The 16,321-nt window shown below is 65.3% G+C and carries 18 protein-coding genes and 1 pseudogene; 8 read left to right on the forward strand and 11 right to left on the reverse strand.

Features of this window, described 5'->3' with window-relative positions; all coding sequences use genetic code 11:
• Positions 1-1,054: pseudogene (locus VKT83_17750) on the reverse strand (integrase core domain-containing protein).
• 1,289 nt (positions 1,055-2,343) lie between these two features.
• Positions 2,344-3,483: a helix-turn-helix transcriptional regulator gene (locus VKT83_17755; GenBank protein HLY24314.1), complete on the reverse strand. Its 1,140-nt coding sequence runs from the start codon at positions 3,481-3,483 to the stop codon at positions 2,344-2,346.
• A gap of 124 nt (positions 3,484-3,607) precedes the next feature.
• Between VKT83_17755 and VKT83_17760 the strand changes: the two genes are divergently transcribed.
• From VKT83_17760 to VKT83_17780, 5 genes are all read left to right on the forward strand, one after another.
• Positions 3,608-4,042 carry an ester cyclase gene (locus tag VKT83_17760; protein HLY24315.1) on the forward strand — a complete coding sequence of 145 codons (435 nt, stop codon included), beginning with the start codon at positions 3,608-3,610 and terminating at the stop codon, positions 4,040-4,042.
• A 116-nt stretch (positions 4,043-4,158) separates the two neighbouring features.
• Positions 4,159-4,401, forward strand: coding sequence for a hypothetical protein (locus VKT83_17765; protein ID HLY24316.1), 243 nt, complete (start codon positions 4,159-4,161; stop codon positions 4,399-4,401).
• A gap of 19 nt (positions 4,402-4,420) precedes the next feature.
• Positions 4,421-4,804 (forward strand): Imm1 family immunity protein, encoded by a 384-nt coding sequence (locus VKT83_17770; protein HLY24317.1) that lies wholly within the window; start codon positions 4,421-4,423, stop codon positions 4,802-4,804.
• 190 nt (positions 4,805-4,994) lie between these two features.
• Positions 4,995-5,144, forward strand: a complete 150-nt coding sequence (locus VKT83_17775; GenBank protein HLY24318.1) for a hypothetical protein — start codon at positions 4,995-4,997, stop codon at positions 5,142-5,144.
• A 230-nt stretch (positions 5,145-5,374) separates the two neighbouring features.
• On the forward strand, positions 5,375-5,578 hold the full coding sequence (locus VKT83_17780; GenBank protein HLY24319.1) for a hypothetical protein: 204 nt from the start codon (positions 5,375-5,377) through the stop codon (positions 5,576-5,578).
• A gap of 294 nt (positions 5,579-5,872) precedes the next feature.
• On the opposite strand, the gene VKT83_17785 is transcribed toward VKT83_17780, so the two are convergent.
• Both VKT83_17785 and VKT83_17790 read right to left on the reverse strand, forming a co-directional pair.
• Entirely contained in the window at positions 5,873-6,256 is a 384-nt protein-coding gene (locus VKT83_17785; protein ID HLY24320.1) for a hypothetical protein, read from the reverse strand.
• A 77-nt stretch (positions 6,257-6,333) separates the two neighbouring features.
• A complete protein-coding gene (locus VKT83_17790; GenBank protein HLY24321.1) occupies positions 6,334-6,543 on the reverse strand; it encodes a hypothetical protein in 210 nt (69 codons plus the stop codon).
• 99 nt (positions 6,544-6,642) lie between these two features.
• Here VKT83_17790 and VKT83_17795 point away from each other — a divergent pair, with 99 nt between their 5' ends.
• Positions 6,643-7,254 carry a LysE family transporter gene (locus VKT83_17795; GenBank protein HLY24322.1) on the forward strand — a complete coding sequence of 204 codons (612 nt, stop codon included), beginning with the start codon at positions 6,643-6,645 and terminating at the stop codon, positions 7,252-7,254.
• A gap of 133 nt (positions 7,255-7,387) precedes the next feature.
• Entirely contained in the window at positions 7,388-8,032 is a 645-nt protein-coding gene (locus VKT83_17800; protein HLY24323.1) for a DUF5666 domain-containing protein, read from the forward strand.
• A 12-nt stretch (positions 8,033-8,044) separates the two neighbouring features.
• Here the strand turns inward: VKT83_17800 and VKT83_17805 are convergent, their stop codons facing one another.
• Complete coding sequence (locus VKT83_17805) at positions 8,045-8,824, reverse strand: methyltransferase domain-containing protein (protein ID HLY24324.1); 780 nt, start codon at positions 8,822-8,824, stop codon at positions 8,045-8,047.
• A gap of 94 nt (positions 8,825-8,918) precedes the next feature.
• Between VKT83_17805 and VKT83_17810 the strand changes: the two genes are divergently transcribed.
• Positions 8,919-9,326, forward strand: coding sequence for a hypothetical protein (locus VKT83_17810; protein ID HLY24325.1), 408 nt, complete (start codon positions 8,919-8,921; stop codon positions 9,324-9,326).
• 448 nt (positions 9,327-9,774) lie between these two features.
• Here the strand turns inward: VKT83_17810 and VKT83_17815 are convergent, their stop codons facing one another.
• The 6 genes from VKT83_17815 to VKT83_17840 all read right to left on the reverse strand — a co-directional run bounded on the left by VKT83_17815 (position 9,775) and on the right by VKT83_17840 (position 16,189).
• Positions 9,775-10,074, reverse strand: coding sequence for a class I SAM-dependent methyltransferase (locus VKT83_17815; GenBank protein ID HLY24326.1), 300 nt, complete (start codon positions 10,072-10,074; stop codon positions 9,775-9,777).
• A gap of 4 nt (positions 10,075-10,078) precedes the next feature.
• Positions 10,079-11,473 (reverse strand): MBL fold metallo-hydrolase, encoded by a 1,395-nt coding sequence (locus tag VKT83_17820; protein HLY24327.1) that lies wholly within the window; start codon positions 11,471-11,473, stop codon positions 10,079-10,081.
• Positions 11,470-12,129 (reverse strand): peroxiredoxin, encoded by a 660-nt coding sequence (locus VKT83_17825; GenBank protein HLY24328.1) that lies wholly within the window; start codon positions 12,127-12,129, stop codon positions 11,470-11,472. Before VKT83_17825 ends, VKT83_17820 begins: the two co-directional genes overlap by 4 nt.
• A gap of 126 nt (positions 12,130-12,255) precedes the next feature.
• Positions 12,256-12,786, reverse strand: coding sequence for a DUF1264 domain-containing protein (locus VKT83_17830; GenBank protein HLY24329.1), 531 nt, complete (start codon positions 12,784-12,786; stop codon positions 12,256-12,258).
• A 24-nt stretch (positions 12,787-12,810) separates the two neighbouring features.
• Complete coding sequence (locus VKT83_17835; protein HLY24330.1) at positions 12,811-13,662, reverse strand: sulfurtransferase; 852 nt, start codon at positions 13,660-13,662, stop codon at positions 12,811-12,813.
• A 163-nt stretch (positions 13,663-13,825) separates the two neighbouring features.
• Positions 13,826-16,189: a tetratricopeptide repeat protein gene (locus VKT83_17840; protein ID HLY24331.1), complete on the reverse strand. Its 2,364-nt coding sequence runs from the start codon at positions 16,187-16,189 to the stop codon at positions 13,826-13,828.
• Between the last annotated feature and the right edge of the window lie 132 nt (positions 16,190-16,321).

Below are 16,321 nucleotides of genomic sequence, written 5' to 3' on the forward strand. Positions count from 1 at the left end.
AATGCCGACGGCTTGTCCCGCAAAGACCTGGCTGAGATTGATCTTGATCGCACCCAGACAGATGCGACCGCACCGGGTCACCACGATCGTTTTGTCATGCAGCGGATAATCGAGATCCGGCAAGCCCGTGTAGGGGCTGGGGGGATGGGTGGTAGACTTCGGCCGGACATAGCATGTTCAACGCTTCGTGTGGGCGCTCGTTGTTGAAGATGTCGAGAAAGGAGTCAAAGCGCGCCTGCTGCTGCAGGAAGTTGGCCGCGGCGGGCTTGGTGGCTTCTTTCTTCAACGTGAGGTGCAAGCGTTCATGCCGGCCGTTCTGCTGGGGATGGCCGGGCTGGATGCGTTCGATGCCAATGCCGAGGCGTAACCACCAGACCGCCAGCCGGCTCAACTGAAAGAGGGCGTGCGCGGACGAGAACGGGATGCCGTTATCGCTGCGGATGTTGACCGGGAGACCGCGCTCGTGAAACAGCCGCTCAAAGGCCGTAAACGCGTAGGATTCGGCGGTCGACGAGAGCGCTTCGCAGGCCAGCAGAAACCGGCTGGCGTGGTCGGTGACGGTCAGCGGATAGCAGTAGTGGTGATTGCCCAGCAGGAATTCGCCTTTGTAATCGGTGCACCACACGTCGTTGGGCCGGTGTCCGAGCGACAACGGGGTGCCCTGGGCCCGCCGCCGCACGCGCCCGCGGCGCTGCACCAGGCCGTGGCGATCCAGCACCGCATGGATGGTGCTCTTGGCGGGGAGGGGAATCCCGGCGAACCGGCGCCTCAAGCGCTCGCGAATTTTGCGCGCGCCCCAGCTGGTGTGTTCCCGCTTCACATGGAGAATGTAGTTCTCGACTTGAAAGGGCAGTTGGTTGGCGTAGCGATACGGACGCCGGCTTCGATCGGTGAGTCCATGAATGCCGCATTCCTGATACCGATCGACGAGTTTGTAGCCGGTCTTGCGCGAGATCCCAAACTCGCGACACAATTCCGCCATCGGCTCGCCAGCCAGCCGACGAGCGACAAACCGCATCCTTTCATCCATCACCGAACACTCCCTCCAGGGCATCATCCCTCCCCCTTTCCAGGGAAGGAATGTTACCCATGTGTCCGGTACAAACTGTTACCTATCTCTCAGGCCGCTCATCTGCTGCTTCCGCACGTTGTCGTGCTGACGTTTGCCCCTAGCTGCTAACGGATTGATAACGGGAACCCGTCTCAGAAGGTATATGCGGGCCTGTGGATCACTCCTTACGCCTCGGTCTGGAGAACCGACGCCGTTATTGCAGCGCTAGGTGCGATTCACTTCGACCAGCAAGCGGTTCCAGTCCCACCGAGATGCCGTTATAAGCGAATAGAGCAGCGGACAAAGGGACTCGCGAACGCCCCGACAAAAAATAGACTCTCATGACTCAGGTGACCACAAACGGGGACCATGAGCAGTTCTCCGCCATCCGCACCGTTTAGCGCTAAGCATTACCTTTGGGGTCTAGCGATTCTCGCAATATTTGGGGCGTGGACCCTCCGATGGGGACGCCTATTATTTATCGTCGGTTTCGGCCTTCTGCTGGTTGGGTTGTACGCCGTGGTCTTTCCCAAAATTCTTCCTATGGCAGACGACGACGCGTCCCCGCACGGGTCGGACTCCGCGGCCCGCAAGATTGGAGCTACTTGTACCGCTGTGGGGTTCTTACTACTCTTGGTCTCCGCTGCCGTATTCGTGTCTTCACCGAGTGCTCGGCGTTTGCCATCTCAGACCGAAGCTTCCGTGCCTGCGGCGTCACAAGGACAATCAATATTGCTCGGCAAGAAATACACTCTTGTTGAGGAGACTATCGCCTTCGATTCGATAGATTCATTCCATAGGGCAGCCAACGCCTCGGTCAAACTCGATCAAATCGGCTACTCTCAACTGGTCAATGGCGGCCACATCGTTAACCTGTCTGCAGGGACAGTTGTCTTAGGTCTCAACTTCAGCGGTGCTCGGGGCTACGTAATAGAAGTGCGTGTCCTGTCAGGCCGTCAACAGGGCAAACGGTGGTGGGTTTGGCACAAGACGATAGCGCGTCCGGTGGATAATTAGCAACCGCACATCGCGTTTTCGCTGCCCTAATCAGGAAACGAAAGCCACAAGCCTTCTGATTACATCGTCGGAGGATCGCTAGACACCTCGGAGAGGGCCCTCCCTGGGCCGTAGACACCATCGAGGCAGCAGGGTCATTCCGTTACCCTTCGGTCTTAGAGCCTCCTGACGTTATCATCGCGTTAGCAGAGCTTCGCAAACCTATGGTAGATCAGGGTTCCCCGTACGACTCGGAGGTTCAAATCCCTCCGGGCGCGCCAGACCTTCTTGTGGTTCTAGCGCCGTTCCAACCTGAATTGTCCATGTGAGTCCGGACGGCTCCCAGCTACAATGCGCGGGTGGTACTGCTGGGTGAAGATGCCTGCGATCAGCGCGCGCCGGCTGCGCACCCCAACACGATCGAAGATCGCCTTAAGATGATCTTGGACGGTGTGAGGCGAAATGTGCAGCTCGGCTGCGATCTCGGCAGTCGAGAGTCCGCGCATGACGCACAGCGTGATCTCGCCTTCGCGTCTTGACAGATCGTATGCTTGGATGATCAGAGGCGCTATCTCCATCGGTTGCGCGACCTCGAGAATGACGGCGATTGGCGCAGGTGACGTCGGCCAGGACATGCGTGAGGCGTGCAGCACGAGCCACTGTCCCGAGCGCGTCCTCAGACGCGCCCGCGGCAACTCCCTGGTCAGGACATCGCCATCCTGTTCAAGCGCCTGCAAACGTCCCACCACCGAATAGATGGCGGTAGGCAGCTGGCGCGTATGTGACCAGTCGGCGGCCGCGACCTCGGCAAGCCAGCGGTCGGCAGCCGGTGTTCCAGCCACCAAGGAGAGGTCATCGTCGAGCACAAGCAGCCCTGGCTCATCCAGGCTCGCTCCGGCCGCGCCAGAACCTATTGACAGCGCCTTGCGCAAACCCTCGCCTAGATGGGGCGTCAGGTAATTGAGAACACGCGCTTCGCCGGGGGTAAACGGCGCACTCGATCGCTCGCGATGTAGGCAGAGCACCCCCCAACAGGTGCCATTGACGCGGAGGGTCGCGCGCAACTCATCTCCCAACCCAAGTGGCGCCAGGATGTCGCGGTAGCGCGCGCTGCGCTCCGGATGATGTTGTGTCGCTGCGTCGAGATCGCCGACCGGATGCACGGCCCGCGCGAGCGATCTGAATGCATTGACATCCTCCTGCAAGAATTCGTTCGCGAGGAACTGCGGCGTGGCTCGTACCAGGACGTCGTCGGCCACCGATCCAGTAAAGAGTAGTGTTGCGGGGTCGACGGTTGCGAAGAACGAGGCATCGATTGGCATGAGCGCGCGTAAGCGCTTGATCGTTTCGACCATCAGCGTGCGGGACTCAAGGCCGGCGTGGCACAGCCGGACGATCTGCTGTATGTGTCGTTGGGTTGCGCGATCCCGCTTCACGGTGTTGTCAGTATACACTCGCTCCCCAGGGAAAGAACCCCACATTTCTGGGATTGTGGACGCGTCGTGCCCTGCCGTAGGCTTGATGCACTGAATGCACCGAGCCTAAGAAAGGATGTCTGCCATGTCACTGGACAAGAACAAGACCTTAGTTGAACGATTCGTGCGCGAGTTCTGGAACAGCGGGAAGTTGTCTGCCGCTGACGAGTTGATGGCGCCGAATCCGACGATCGTCGTAAACAACCAGACGGTGACGGATCTCGAGGCGCTCAAGGCGATCTGTCGTTCGATACGGGGAGCGTTTCCGGACTGGTTCTCGACGGTGGAAGAAGTGGTGGCCGAGGGCGAGAGCGTGGCGGAGCGGTGGACCGGCCGCGGCACGCACCGTGGCACGTTTCAGGGGATTGCTGCGACGGGACGACAGGTTGCTGTTCCAGGAACAGTATTCTACCGGATGGTGGGCGGCAGAATCGCGGAGTTCCGCGGCCAGTTTGACCGTCTGGCGATGCTTGAGCAGCTTGGCGGCGCCGCAGATCCGCGCACAGGCTCATCCGAGTAGTTCTATCGTGCGATAGGGCACAGTTGGGCCTTCTCGAGGGAGGCCCGGGGCGCTTCCCGCAGAACTAGCGAGGTCAACGCTCACGCAGCGCGAGCGTCGGGCCGGGGGTGCCGTCTATGTCGGACGAGAACGCTGTCGCCAAGCCAGATCCGGCGCAGGAGTACTGGTTCAAATTAGGGCTTCGCACCGTGTGGCTGTCGGCCGACGGTATTCGTGACCAAGCCAACGGCGGCGTCCCGGTCGACCAACAAGAGTTTGAGCGTCTCGTTGCCGAGCACAACGGCTTACTCGAGCGTCTGAAGGCCGACCACGGTATATTGGAGCAACTTACCGCTGACTACAAAGTTTCTTACGGTTGACCGGCGGCCGTCAACCTCGATGCCGGCGGTTCACACGCTTGCAGAACTGGATGATGCCTTGCGCGCGGCGCGGCCGCAATTCCTCGAGCTCTGGGTCGAGACGGCGGGCGGAGCGGCTCTGTGCGCGTTATTGAATGGCGACTCGGGATGGCTTATGTATCTTCGCGAGAGCGGTGATCCCGGCTTCAGTTCGCGCAATTTGGACTACACGGGTCCTGTCGACCGGTTGATTGAGTACCGTCTCGACAACGGCCAGGTTGACGAATATCCCGCGTCCTGGGCTCTGTCGGTTGGCGACGTGGAGGAAGCGATGCAGCACTTCTTGCGCACGGGAGAGCCGGCGCCATGGATCGCCTGGCACAATGATTCCGGCGACGGTGCCGTCATCGGGCGCACGGCATAAGGTTCTTCGCGGCGCGTTATTCGAAGCCGGCGGACCCCTTTTGCACAATCATTTCGAGGGGGCATGCCGACAGGGAGCGGACCACGCCGTCCGCGATTTTCCGAAGATTCGCTATCAATTGGAGCGCTTCGGGATCGGGCCGCCGCTCTTGCTCCATCCATTCAGCGAGCCCTTCCATGGCGGCACACAGATGCGACAGGCCTGCCCGAAGCTCCTCGTGGACCCCGGCACGGGGGCGCTCGACACCACGAATGGCACGGACCGTTCGCACGGTCTGGGCGAGTGCGAGATCGTGTTCAGCGTGGGGTCCGTAGAAGTCGCTCCAGAAATCGCTCCGTAAAGGCGACACAGGTACCTCCGCACCAATCGAAACTCTACCCGACTCGCAAAAATCTTCTGATGCGGAGCACCTCACGCCTGCTTGAGTCTCATCCCAAGCGGTCGAAATCTCTCGTCAAATGGGATCGATGGTTCAAGGAGACGTCCTGATCGTAGAGAACACAGGTTCCAAACGCCGCGGACGTCACACGGTTTGGCGCCGGTGTAATTCCAGTTTGGGGGGCCGCCCGCATGCACCTGAAGGATTTGGTGCGCGATCTTGCAGATCTGATTTGGCAACGGGAGCAGCAAACGGAGCAGGCCGTTGAGGACCCCGTGTTGACATACGTTCACGATGCGGTGACCACCGAATTGGACTACCGGCGCCGAATGCGCGAGTTGGATCGCCGGTTGCGTGACCTGGAAGGCGTTCCACAAGCCGTCGCGACAGGCTGACTGGCCGGCGCCGGGCGCCGAGATTCGGGCGCCGCGGTCGGCAGCCTTGCGTTCTTCCGCTCTCTCATCGAGCGGAGAGTCGCTGTCCGCGTGCGCTGTCGTGACGGGTATGAAGTCTCACACGCGATAATTCAAGAGGCGGATACGGTCGCCGTCCTCGTCGAGACGCCGAACGGACGGGAGTTGCTGCGCACCCGCGCCCTCGTCTCGATTGTCAGGCAACGATAGGTACGAGACCCCAAAAGAAAAGAGCGAGGAGGCGGCAGACCGCCTCCTCGCTCGCGTTCGTACGGCTTAGCGGCAGCGCGGGGGTACGTTCCCGCTGGCGACACAGCCGCGATCCCGGACCCACGCCCGGGGCATCGGGCCGTTGTAGAACCGGCCCTCGTAGGTGCGATACCGCGGGTGGTACGGCCCGTCGTAGTCATAACGGGCAACGGTCGAGCGATAGTGTCCGTACGGATAGCGGTAATAGACGCCGTTCCGGTCGCGGGTGAGGAGATAGACCACGCCGGCGATCACCACAAGACCCAAAATGGTGCCGACAACGTTCAAGGCCTGCGCGTGCGCCGGGGGAAGCGGCCCCGGCGCAACGTTGACGCCGACGAACACCAGCGCCAGAACCAGCAGGCAGACGGACGCCTGCCGGATGGGACTCCGATCGGCCGAGCCTGTCATTACTGTCACCTCCGCATAGTCAGGCCGCAATGGTGTTTCTATCCATACTCATCCCCACGTTATCTTGGGTTCATGCTTCAGCGGATGGAGCGGCGGCCTGCGGAGGCGTAGGTCGAAGGGTCGAATCCGTCCGGACGCGTTGCGGCCGATTGGTAGAGCAGATCAAGCACCCGTACCGCGCCGACAAACGCCGCGACCAGCCCGAGCGCCAGGAGCTGCTGCCACGTCAATCCCGATCCGAGGGGATCCAGCATCGCCGGCTCCTTCCGGCTCCGCCGGGGCGTCACAGACGCAGCTCCGCCGGAGTCCGGTTTCACGATAGCGCGGGGCCCGCGACGCCGATATGATCTCGTTCACACTTCCGGCCGGCCCGATATAATGCGGGTATGCTCTTCTTCAAAGCGTTTGTGATCGGGCTCTCGATCGCGGCCCCTGTCGGTCCGATCGGCGTCTTGTGCATCCGGCGGACGCTGGTCTTCGGCCGCCGCGTCGGCTTCGTCTCGGGGCTCGGCGCCGCGACCGCCGACGCGTTCTACGGCGCGGTCGCCGCCTTCGGGCTCACCGTTCTGTTCCGCTTCTTCGTGCAGAACGCGCGCCCGCTCCACCTGATCGGCGGGGCCTTGCTGCTGCTGATCGGCCTTCGCACGATGCTGGCGCGGCGCGACGTGGCCGTCTCCGCGGATGGGCCGGCCCGTTCCGGCGGGCTCCTGCCCGCCTACGCGTCGACGTTTTTCCTGACGATCACCAATCCGATGACCATCATCAGCTTCGCCGCGGTCTTCGCGGTGATCGCCCCGGCGCGCGGCCTCGACTACGGATCGGCTGCCGTGACCGTCGCGGGCGTCTTCCTCGGGTCGGCCGCGTGGTGGCTCGTTCTCAGCACCGGGGTCGGCGCCGTCCGGCAGGCGGCCGGTGTCCGGCTGCTCGCGTGGGTGAGCCGCCTCTCCGGCGGCGTCATCGCGGGCTTCGGCGCGGCGCAGCTCGTCGAACGGACTTAGCGCGTACTCCGCAGCGGCCTTCACACGTTCCAAGAAATCTTCATAACTTAGCGGAACCTTTTCTCCACCGCGTACGATTCTATTTCGATTGCGCGCAGTGAAGACACTATGAAGGCGGGAGGAACACGGAGTGATGAAGGTTCGGTACTATCCAATGATCATCGCGCTGATTGCGGTCCTGGCCGCGGGGGTCACGTTCGCGACGGTCCGGATGCACGCATCGGCGCAGACTCAGCCTCCGGCACAGACGGGGCAGCAGCACGGCAGTCGCGTGTTCGGCACGATTCAGTCGGTCTCGGCGGGCTCGTTCGTCGTGGCGGGCCGCGACGGTAAGACGTACACGGTGAAGACCACCGCGGCGACGAAAGTCCTCACGCAGGCGAACGCCGGTCTCCGCGACATCAAGGCCGGCGACATGGTCCGGATCATGGCGCAGAAGGCGCAGGACGGCTCGTTCACCGCGGTGGCCGTGCAGGCGGCGCCGGCCGGGCTCGGCTACGCCGGGCGGCCCGGACGCGGCGGCGTCCGCGAAACGACTGCGGGCCGCGTGTTTGTGTCCGGCGCCGTGGCCGGGGTGACCGGCACCTCGCTCTCCGTCGCCGCGGCAAGCGGCTCTGCGACGACCGTCGCGGTGCCGGCGTCGGCGAAGATCTCGCGGCTGACGAGCGTGCCCCTGACCAGCCTCGCGGCCGGCGCGCACGTGGCCGCGATGGGCACCCTCAATTCGGACGGGTCGCTCTCGGCCTCGACGATTATGGTGGTGACGGCTAAGCGGTAGCGCTCCGGCTCCTCATCGTTTGACCCCGAGGACGACGGCCTCGCCCCACGCGAACGCGAGGTCGTCGTTCTCGGCTTTTATCAGAAACTCCGCGCGCGCCTCGGGGCTCGCGTTCACGAACTCCGCCCGCAGCGCCGCGGTGTCGGTCTCGCTCATGCCGGCCCGGCGCGCCCACTCCGCGAAGTGCTGCGGAATGGCGGTCTTCTCGACGGCCCCGACGGCGAGCCCGGCCGCTTCGAACAGCACCCGCAGGCGGCTCGGCGGCACGTTCAGCACGTGGGACCGATCGCGCCGCACCTCCCATCGGTTCATGAGGTCGTCGAGGGCCGGATCCTCCGGCGCGCAGGTGTCGTCGATCACGACGCGGCCGCCGGGGCGGGCGACCCGCGTCATCTCGGCGATCGCGCGCTGCAGGTTCGGAAAATGGTGAGACGCGTACCGGCACACGACGAGATCGAAGACGTCGTTCCGGAAGGGCAGGGCCTCGGCGTCGCCGAGGCAGAAGGTCACGTTGGCCAGCCCGCGCTCGTCCCGAAGTCCGCGCGCCTCCCGCACCATACCCGCCGTGAAGTCGAGAGCCACGACGCCGCGGGCCCGCTCGGCCATCGCAAACGCCGTGAAGCCGGTGCCGGTCGCGACGTCCAGGACACGGTCGGTCGGGGCGGGAGCGGCGAACCGCTTCAGGATCTCGAGACCGCTCGACTGCTCGTGGCGCCGGCTGACCGTGTACCAGCCGGCCTGCCGGCCGAACTGCGACTGGACGGCCTTTTTCGTTGCCTCCGCGTCGTGCACGCGCACCCTCCCGGCGACATCGTCGCATTTCCGACGGCTGGTCCCGCGTGAGCGGGAGAAGGAGCCGATCGATATCGCGCGAATCAACGGCTCCGTGACGCTGGCCGCTTGGCACGGATCGCCGCTGCTCCTGATTCTCACGCTGGCCGGAGACGCCCTGTGTTTTGTGTTCGCGATCGTCGGCGAACTGACCGGGCGCCGCCGGATGCCGCACCTATTCTGGTGGATTCTCTGGTTGGCGCAGGTCCCCCTGGCGATTGCCGCCGTCGCCGGCATCGGCTTGTTCGCGACCGGCGCGCGGCCCCGGACCCCGTATCACTTCATGTACGACGCGCTGATCGTCCTGACGCTGCTTGCCCTCTACCTGCTGAGACCGGGCGGCGCGCTGCGCGTCGCGCTGGACGAACGCACCTACCGTGAATCGCGCTGGATGGCGCTGCTCGTGCTTTTCCTCGGAGGACTCGTCGGCCGGGCGTACATGACCGGCGCGCTCGGGCGCTGAACCGCTAGGTCCTCACGAGGACGTTCATGCGTTCTCGTGAGACCACCAAGACCTGCGCCCCAGACTGCCGGCGCCATAGCGCGCGCAAACGGCGGCGCGTCGGATCCGTCAACCGGGCATATCGTTGTCCGGCCATGGCCTTCTCAAGATGCGCGGGGCTGTCGAGATACGCGCGGCGCTCGAACACCTCGACCGCGTCGAGCCGAAAGAGTCCGCGCCGGACGACCTCCCGTATGGCCCGGTCGGCGCAGCGAAAGTCCGCCAAGGGTCTCCTAATCTCAAGGGGCCCGGCGTAGCGCCGTCGGTTTCCCGTCAGACAGACCACTTGGTCCTGTCGTGCCCGGGTAGCCGCGAACCTGTCAGTGCGCAGGTCGACCAGGATGCCGTTCGGACGGAGCAGGCCGCGGGTGACGATCAGGGCATGAACCATGCCCTCGCGGGGCACTCATCACAACGATCCGGAGAACACCGCGACGTCGAAGCGGCGATCGGCGACGCCCGGGCGTTCGGCGGTCCCCGGCCGGTAACGGATTTGTTTTCTGAGCCTCGGCGCGGTGAGCCGGATGGCTCGAGCGAGGACCGCCGTGTCGGGGTCGACCGCGTACACGAACCTGGCCACGCCGGCCATCTGCCGCGTCAGCCGTCCCTCACCGCAGCCGATATCGATGACGCGGGCACCTCTGAGCGGTGTACGTCGCAACAAGGTCGTGATCACCGTCCGCTCGGGATCGCGCCGGTAACCCTTCATGCCGCTATCCCACCGGCAGGTGTGAAGCCGTCCAAGCGTTGATGCCGCCGACGAGATCGGCGACATCCGGCACGCCGTGCTTCTCGAGCAGGCTCGCCGCGATCGAGGAGCGATAGCCGCTCCCGCAGTACACCACAACCTGCCGCGGGCCGCTCGGGACTTCCGCGATCCGCTCAGGCAGGTGCTGCAGCGGGATGTGCATGCTGCCGGCGATGCGGGCGTCGCGGCGCTCGGCGTCGCCCCGCACGTCGAGGACGACCGGCGGCTCCGGCGAGGCGAGCAGCTCGGCGAGAGCCTGCGCGGTCACCCTCGGCAGCCGGCGCATCAGGTCGCGCCGCGTACCGATGGCCTCCATGCCGTGCTCCAGATATCCCGCGACGTGATCGAACCCGATCCGCCCGAGCCGCATCGCCGCCTCGGGCTCGCGGCCGCCGGGCGCGACGATGACGATCGGCCGCTCCCGATCCAGCAGCGTCCCCGCCCACGTCGCGTACTGCCCGCCGAGACCGATGTTGACGCTGCCGAGCAGATGCGCCCCCGCGAAATCCGCCGGGTCCCGCGCGTCCAGCAGCTGGGCGCGGGCATCGCGCAGCCGGAGCGTGTCGTCGAGGCCGAGGCCCTGCAGGCCGCGCGCCAGCGCGCGGTCGAGCGTCGGGTGTTCCTTGCTATTCAGGATCGCATCGTACGTAAAGTACGAGGGGGCGTCCGGCTGGTCCGCGGTGATGATCTTGATGAAGTCCTCCCGGCTCATTTCCTGCAGGGCGTAATTGTACCGGCGCTGGTCGCCGATCGTGGAGACGGTCTCTTTGCTGATGTTCCGGCCGCAGAGGGAGCCGGCGCCGTGGGTCGGGTACACCAGCGTGTCGTCCGGCAGCGCGAGCAGCTTCGTGCGCAGCGAGTCGTAGAGCATGCCGGCGAGCTGCTCCGCCGACCATCCCAGCGCGGCCCGGAGATCCGGCCGGCCGACGTCGCCGATGAACAGGGTATCGCCGGTCAACACGGCCTGCGGGCGCATGCCGTCTTTCTTGAGATTGAAGACGAGGATACAGATCGATTCGGGGGAGTGCCCCGGCGTCTCGAGCGCCGTGAGGCGCACTCCGCCGAGCGACACGGCGTCGCCGTCGCCGAGCGGCGTGAAGGCGTACTCGGCCTTGGCCTGACGGCCGAGGTAGATCGCCGCCCCGGTACGGTCGCGCAGCTCGAGGTGCCCCGCCAGAAAGTCCGCGTGAAAATGCGTCAGCAGCACGTGCCGGATCGTGAGCCCGAGCCTCGCGGCATCGTCCAGGTACTGGTCGATATCCCGCTGGGGGTCCACGACCGCGGCGGCGCGGCTCTCCTCGTCGGCCACCAGGTAGGACGCGTGGGCGAGGCAGCCGAGATAGTACTGTTTGAGGATCATTCCGGCTGCGGCACGATCCGAATGTACGGCCGCGGCGCTTTCCACCCGCCGGGATAGGTCTTCTTCGCGTCCTCGTCGGAGACCGACCCGGCGATGATCACGTCGTCGCCGCGCTTCCAGTTTACGGGCGTCGCGACCTTGTGCTTCGCCGTGAGCTGCAGCGAATCGATCACCCGCAGCACCTCGTCGAAATTCCGCCCGGTGGTCATGGGATACGAGATCGTGAGCTTGATCTTCTTATCCGGGCCGATCACATACACCGTGCGGACGGTCTGGTTGTCGGCCGGGGTGCGGCCCTCGCAGGACCCCTCGAGATCGCCCGGCAGCATTTCGTACAGCTTCGCCACCTGGAGGTCCGTATCGCCGATCATCGGATAGTTGGGCGCGTGCCCCTGCGTCTCTCTGATGTCGTTCGCCCACTTCGCGTGGTTCCCCACCGGGTCGACGCTGAGGCCGATGATCTTGGTGTTGCGCCGGTCGAACTCGGGTTTGATCTTGGCCATGTAGCCGAGCTCGGTGGTGCAGACGGGCGTGAAGTCTTTGGGATGCGAGAACAGCACGGCCCAGGAACTGCCGATCCAGTCGTGAAAGCGGATCCGGCCTTCCGTCGTGTCCGCCTCGAAATCCGGGGCGACATCGCCCAGCCGAAGTGCCATGTCCACACCTCCGAGTTTTGTGCGTCTCTATACTACCGTAAGATTCGGGCGCGCATCCGATCGGGAGGGGGCGCCGGTCGTCCATGGTTCGCGGCGGCGGCGCCCCGCCCCTGGCGGCGCGCCGTGCTACGGCGCCTTGGCCGCCCGAAGCACGGTGATGCTCGGCCGGCCGGTCGGCTGGCCCTGCACCGAAGGATCCCACAGCAGGTAGATCTTGCCGTAGGTGTCCACGATCGAGTTGACGACCTTGGCCGCCTCATCCGGCGACATGTCGAGGACCGCCGCGGACACGAGCGGAATCTCGACCCGGTGGTAGTGCCACTGCGCCTTCTCGGCCGGCGAGAACTTCGCGTAGGTCGCCGCATTCACGATCGTCTCGACCCCCACGAGGTGCGCGTCCGGGGCGGCGCTGTCGTAGAGCTGGCACTCGATGAGTCCGCCGGCGACCTGCTTGCAGAAGTGGTGGGCGAGCATCTCCGGTTTGCCGGGGAAGTGCATCTTCGCCGTGATGTGCAGCGTCCAGCCCTCTGTGGGCCGGGGGGTGTCACCGCCGGCGGCGGCCTCCGGACCGAGGCCTCCCGCGGTGAGCACGGCCACCGCTGCGGTGGCGGTCAGCGCCAGCACCAGTGCGATCGTGCGTGATCCGATCTGTCTCATCCCTTTCCCTCCTCTCAGTGTGCGCTACGCGGTCCGCTCGACCGGCGCGCCGACCAGGCTGCCCCACTCCGTCCAGGACCCGTCGTAGTTGCGGACGCGTGGGTATCCGAGCAGGTACGTGAGCGTGAACCAGGTGAGGGACGAACGCTCGCCGATCCGGCAGTAGGTGATGACCTCGTTGTCCGGGTGAACGCCGCGGCTCTCGTAGAGCCGGCGGAGATCCTCCCGGGCCTTGAACGTCCCATCGTCGCGGACGTTGTGGCTCCAGGGGATGTTCTGTGCGCCCGGGATGTGGCCGCCGCGCTGCGCGCCTTCGTGCGGATAGGCCGGCACTGTGATTACCTCGCCGCGGTACTCTTGGGGCGACCGGACATCCACGAGGGCCACGCCGGGGTCTCCGAGCCGTGCCAGCACCTGATCGCGAAATGCGCGGATGCGGAGGTCCGGATTTTTCGCCCGGAGAGCGACACGGGGGTAGGATGGTACGTCCGGGGCCATCGGGCGGCCCTCGGCCACCCATTTCGCGCGGCCGCCGTTCAGAATGTGCACGCGCTGGACGCCATACATTCGGCACAACCAGAGGGAGTATGTCGCGAACCAATTGTGCTTGTCCCCGTACAGAACGAGGGTAGTCGCGTTGTCTACGCCGCAGGCGCCGAGCAGATGCTCGAACTGTTCTTTGGTGATCCAATCGCGGCGGACGCGATCTTGCAATTGCGTCTGCCAGTTGAAGTGAACCGCGCCCGGAATGTGATTGTGATCGTACAGGGTGACGTCCTCGGAGACTTCGGCTACGCGGACGGTCGGGTCTTGAAGATGGTCCCCGAGCCACACGGTGTCGACCAGGACTTCGCGGTGCGCGTACCCATCCGGCATCGATCGCGTCCCTCAGACGCGGCGGAATCGGCGTCCGCCGCCTCAGGGCCAGGATACGGGAGAGCCGGAGAGCGCGTCACCGGGAGAAATACGTGTTTTCCGCGGCGGCCGTACCTGTTTTTGGGCCTAGGTACCGTCGCTGGCGAGGACCGCAGCTACGCGATTAGGTCGAGGGAACCCCGTCTGCGCGGAACGAGCCGGCCCGAAGACCGCGCTCGACCGCCCAAGCGGCGATCTGGGCGCGGGAGTTGAAGGAGAGCTTATTAAGGATGCTTTGCACATGGCCTTCGGCCGTGCGCTCGGCGATCACGAGGCGCGCGGCGATCTCCCGGTTGGTTAGCCCTTCGGCAATGAGCCCTGCCACTTCGCGCTCGCGGGCCGTCAGCGGGGTCCCGATCGCGCCCGTTTGCCCAACGGCACCCTTCCCAGGGCCGGCTGGTGCCCGTACGAGCGCGAGCGCCTCGACGACCGCGTCGTCGGACGTCATCAGGCGGCCGCCGGCCCACGCGGCGGCGAAGTCTCGATCGCCGAGTTGTGCGCGCACGAACGCCGTAGTCGCCTCGAATTCCCTGTGCTCGGCAGGTTCGAGGTGGACTCCCGAGGCGTCGAGCAGGCCGTCCACCGCTCCGAGCAGGCGCGCGAGTCGCACCGGCGGCGCGTCTTTCGATGCCGCGGCAAGACCGGCGATGGCCATGATCACATCTCGAGGGCTCTTGAGATCTTGGGCCCGAACGAGGCTCTCGCGGAACAGATCGCGCGCCTCGACGCCGCGGTCCTGATGGAGCCTGATATATCCGAGATTGTGGAGAAGGTGCGACTGGCCTCGGCCATCCCCAATTTCGCGATACAGACTCATCGCCCGCGCGGTCAGCACCTCGGCGCGCTCGTAGTCGCCTTTGCTCCGTGCCACTTCGCCCAGGCAATCGACGGAGTTGGCCACGCCGCGACGGTGATTGACCTCCTCGTATAGTTTTACGCTTCGCTCCATCATATCCGTGGCCTGATCGTACTCGCCGCGGCTTTGCCGGACGTGCGCCAGGAAATGAAGCGCCTGCGCGGCCGCGTACCTGTCGCCATGCTGCTTGGCGAGAGAGAGCGCGCTCGAACATAAGGCCGCGGTGCGTTCATAATCTCCCTGACGGTAGGCTAAGACACCGGCGGTGTTAAGTGCTCGGGCCCGCAGTTGGGGGTTCGCAGTGCTCCCCGCCGCGATCAGGCTCTCCACCCACCCGCTCGCCTCGGCGTAGTAGGCGCGCATCTCCCAAAATCGCTGCAGATGCACCGCCAGCCGTAGGCCCGGCGCGACTTCGGTGACGGTGCGCCGGCTCCATTCAAGGGCGCCTCTCAAGTTCCCGTACTCTCGGTCCATGCGGTCCAGCCATGTCTTCTGGCCCGGCCCGTCCAGCCCGGCACTACCCTGCTCGGCAAGGGTGAGGTAACAATCGCGGTGGCGCCGGCAGACCGAAACGGCGGTTCCCGTGTCATCCAAACACTCCTCGCCGTACTGCCGCACAGTCTCCAGCATGCTGTAGCGCGCGGCGCCGTTCTCGATATCCGCGAGGACGAGCGACTTATCCACCAGCGACGTCAGCAGATTGACGATCTCCGGAGCATCGATACCGTCGCCCGCGCACACGGCCTCCGCGGCCTCGAGCGTCCATCCGCCAGCAAAGACTGACAGTCGAGCGAGGAGTGTTCGCTGGGGCTCGGTGAGGAGATCGTAGCTCCAATCCATCGCAGCGCGCAGGGTCCGATGCCGCGGGAGAGCGGCCCGGCTGCCTCCGGTCAGCAGCCGGAGGCGGTCGTCCAGCCGCGCGGCGATCTGTTCCACCGACAGCGCCCGCACGTGGGCCGCCGCGAGCTCGATCGCGAGGGGAATCCCGTCCAACCGGTGGCAGACCTGCGCGACCGCGCCGGCATTGTCCGCGGTGACCTGGAAGCCCGGCCGGGCCGATGCGGCCCGTTCGGCGAAGAGGCGCACCGCTTCGAACTGCGTCAGACGGTCGAGGGGCGGCAGGTGCAGCAGATCGGGGACCGCGAGGGAAGGGACGCGCCAGATCGTTTCCCCGGGCGTGCCGAGTGGTTCGCGGCTGGTCGCGAGGATGCGCAGTCCGGGACACTCCAGCAGCAGCGTGCCGGTAAGGTCGGCACACGCGCTCACGAGATGTTCGCAGTTGTCGAGCACGAGGAGGAGCGTCTTCTCGCGGAGGGAGCCGGTGAGCGTGTCCGTGGCGGTGCGGTCCGCGTGCTCCGTAATCCTCAGCGCCGCGGCCACGGCGTGCGGGACGAGGCCGGCATCGGAGAGGGCCGCGAACTCCACGATCCACACGCCGTTCGGGAAGCCCGCGAGGCGCGCCCTGGCGACTTCGAGTGCGAGCCGTGACTTGCCGCAGCCTCCGGCGCCGGTGAGCGTGAGGAGCCGGGTGCCGCCCAGCAGCCCGCAGACTTCGGCGATCTCGCGCTTCCGACCGACGAAGCTCGTCAGGGAAAAGGGCAGGTTGTTGGGCACCAGGGGCGCACCGCCCATACCGAAACCCTCGTCTGGGCGCGGATTTCGCCCGGATCGGCGGTCACGTTCGGCGGAGCCCGGCAAGTTCCTTGACAGCGGCGGGGCGGTTTTGGTAAAGTCATTTGACAAGTTCGCGCATACAGGCGATGA

Source organism: bacterium, assembly GCA_035308905.1.
Taxonomy (GTDB): Bacteria; Sysuimicrobiota; Sysuimicrobiia; order Sysuimicrobiales; family Segetimicrobiaceae; genus DASSJF01.

Coding starts and splice junctions, on each gene's coding strand:
- VKT83_17760 (HLY24315.1), top strand. CDS start 3,608: ATGTCACTGGACAAGAACAAGACCTTAGTTGAACGATTCGTGCGCGAG.
- VKT83_17765 (HLY24316.1), top strand. CDS start 4,159: ATGTCGGACGAGAACGCTGTCGCCAAGCCAGATCCGGCGCAGGAGTAC.
- VKT83_17770 (HLY24317.1), top strand. CDS start 4,421: ATGCCGGCGGTTCACACGCTTGCAGAACTGGATGATGCCTTGCGCGCG.
- VKT83_17775 (HLY24318.1), top strand. CDS start 4,995: ATGCGACAGGCCTGCCCGAAGCTCCTCGTGGACCCCGGCACGGGGGCG.
- VKT83_17780 (HLY24319.1), top strand. CDS start 5,375: ATGCACCTGAAGGATTTGGTGCGCGATCTTGCAGATCTGATTTGGCAA.
- VKT83_17785 (HLY24320.1), bottom strand. CDS start 6,256: ATGACAGGCTCGGCCGATCGGAGTCCCATCCGGCAGGCGTCCGTCTGC.
- VKT83_17795 (HLY24322.1), top strand. CDS start 6,643: ATGCTCTTCTTCAAAGCGTTTGTGATCGGGCTCTCGATCGCGGCCCCT.
- VKT83_17800 (HLY24323.1), top strand. CDS start 7,388: ATGAAGGTTCGGTACTATCCAATGATCATCGCGCTGATTGCGGTCCTG.
- VKT83_17815 (HLY24326.1), bottom strand. CDS start 10,074: ATGAAGGGTTACCGGCGCGATCCCGAGCGGACGGTGATCACGACCTTG.
- VKT83_17820 (HLY24327.1), bottom strand. CDS start 11,473: ATGATCCTCAAACAGTACTATCTCGGCTGCCTCGCCCACGCGTCCTAC.
- VKT83_17825 (HLY24328.1), bottom strand. CDS start 12,129: ATGGCACTTCGGCTGGGCGATGTCGCCCCGGATTTCGAGGCGGACACG.
- VKT83_17830 (HLY24329.1), bottom strand. CDS start 12,786: ATGAGACAGATCGGATCACGCACGATCGCACTGGTGCTGGCGCTGACC.
- VKT83_17835 (HLY24330.1), bottom strand. CDS start 13,662: ATGCCGGATGGGTACGCGCACCGCGAAGTCCTGGTCGACACCGTGTGG.
- VKT83_17840 (HLY24331.1), bottom strand. CDS start 16,189: ATGGGCGGTGCGCCCCTGGTGCCCAACAACCTGCCCTTTTCCCTGACG.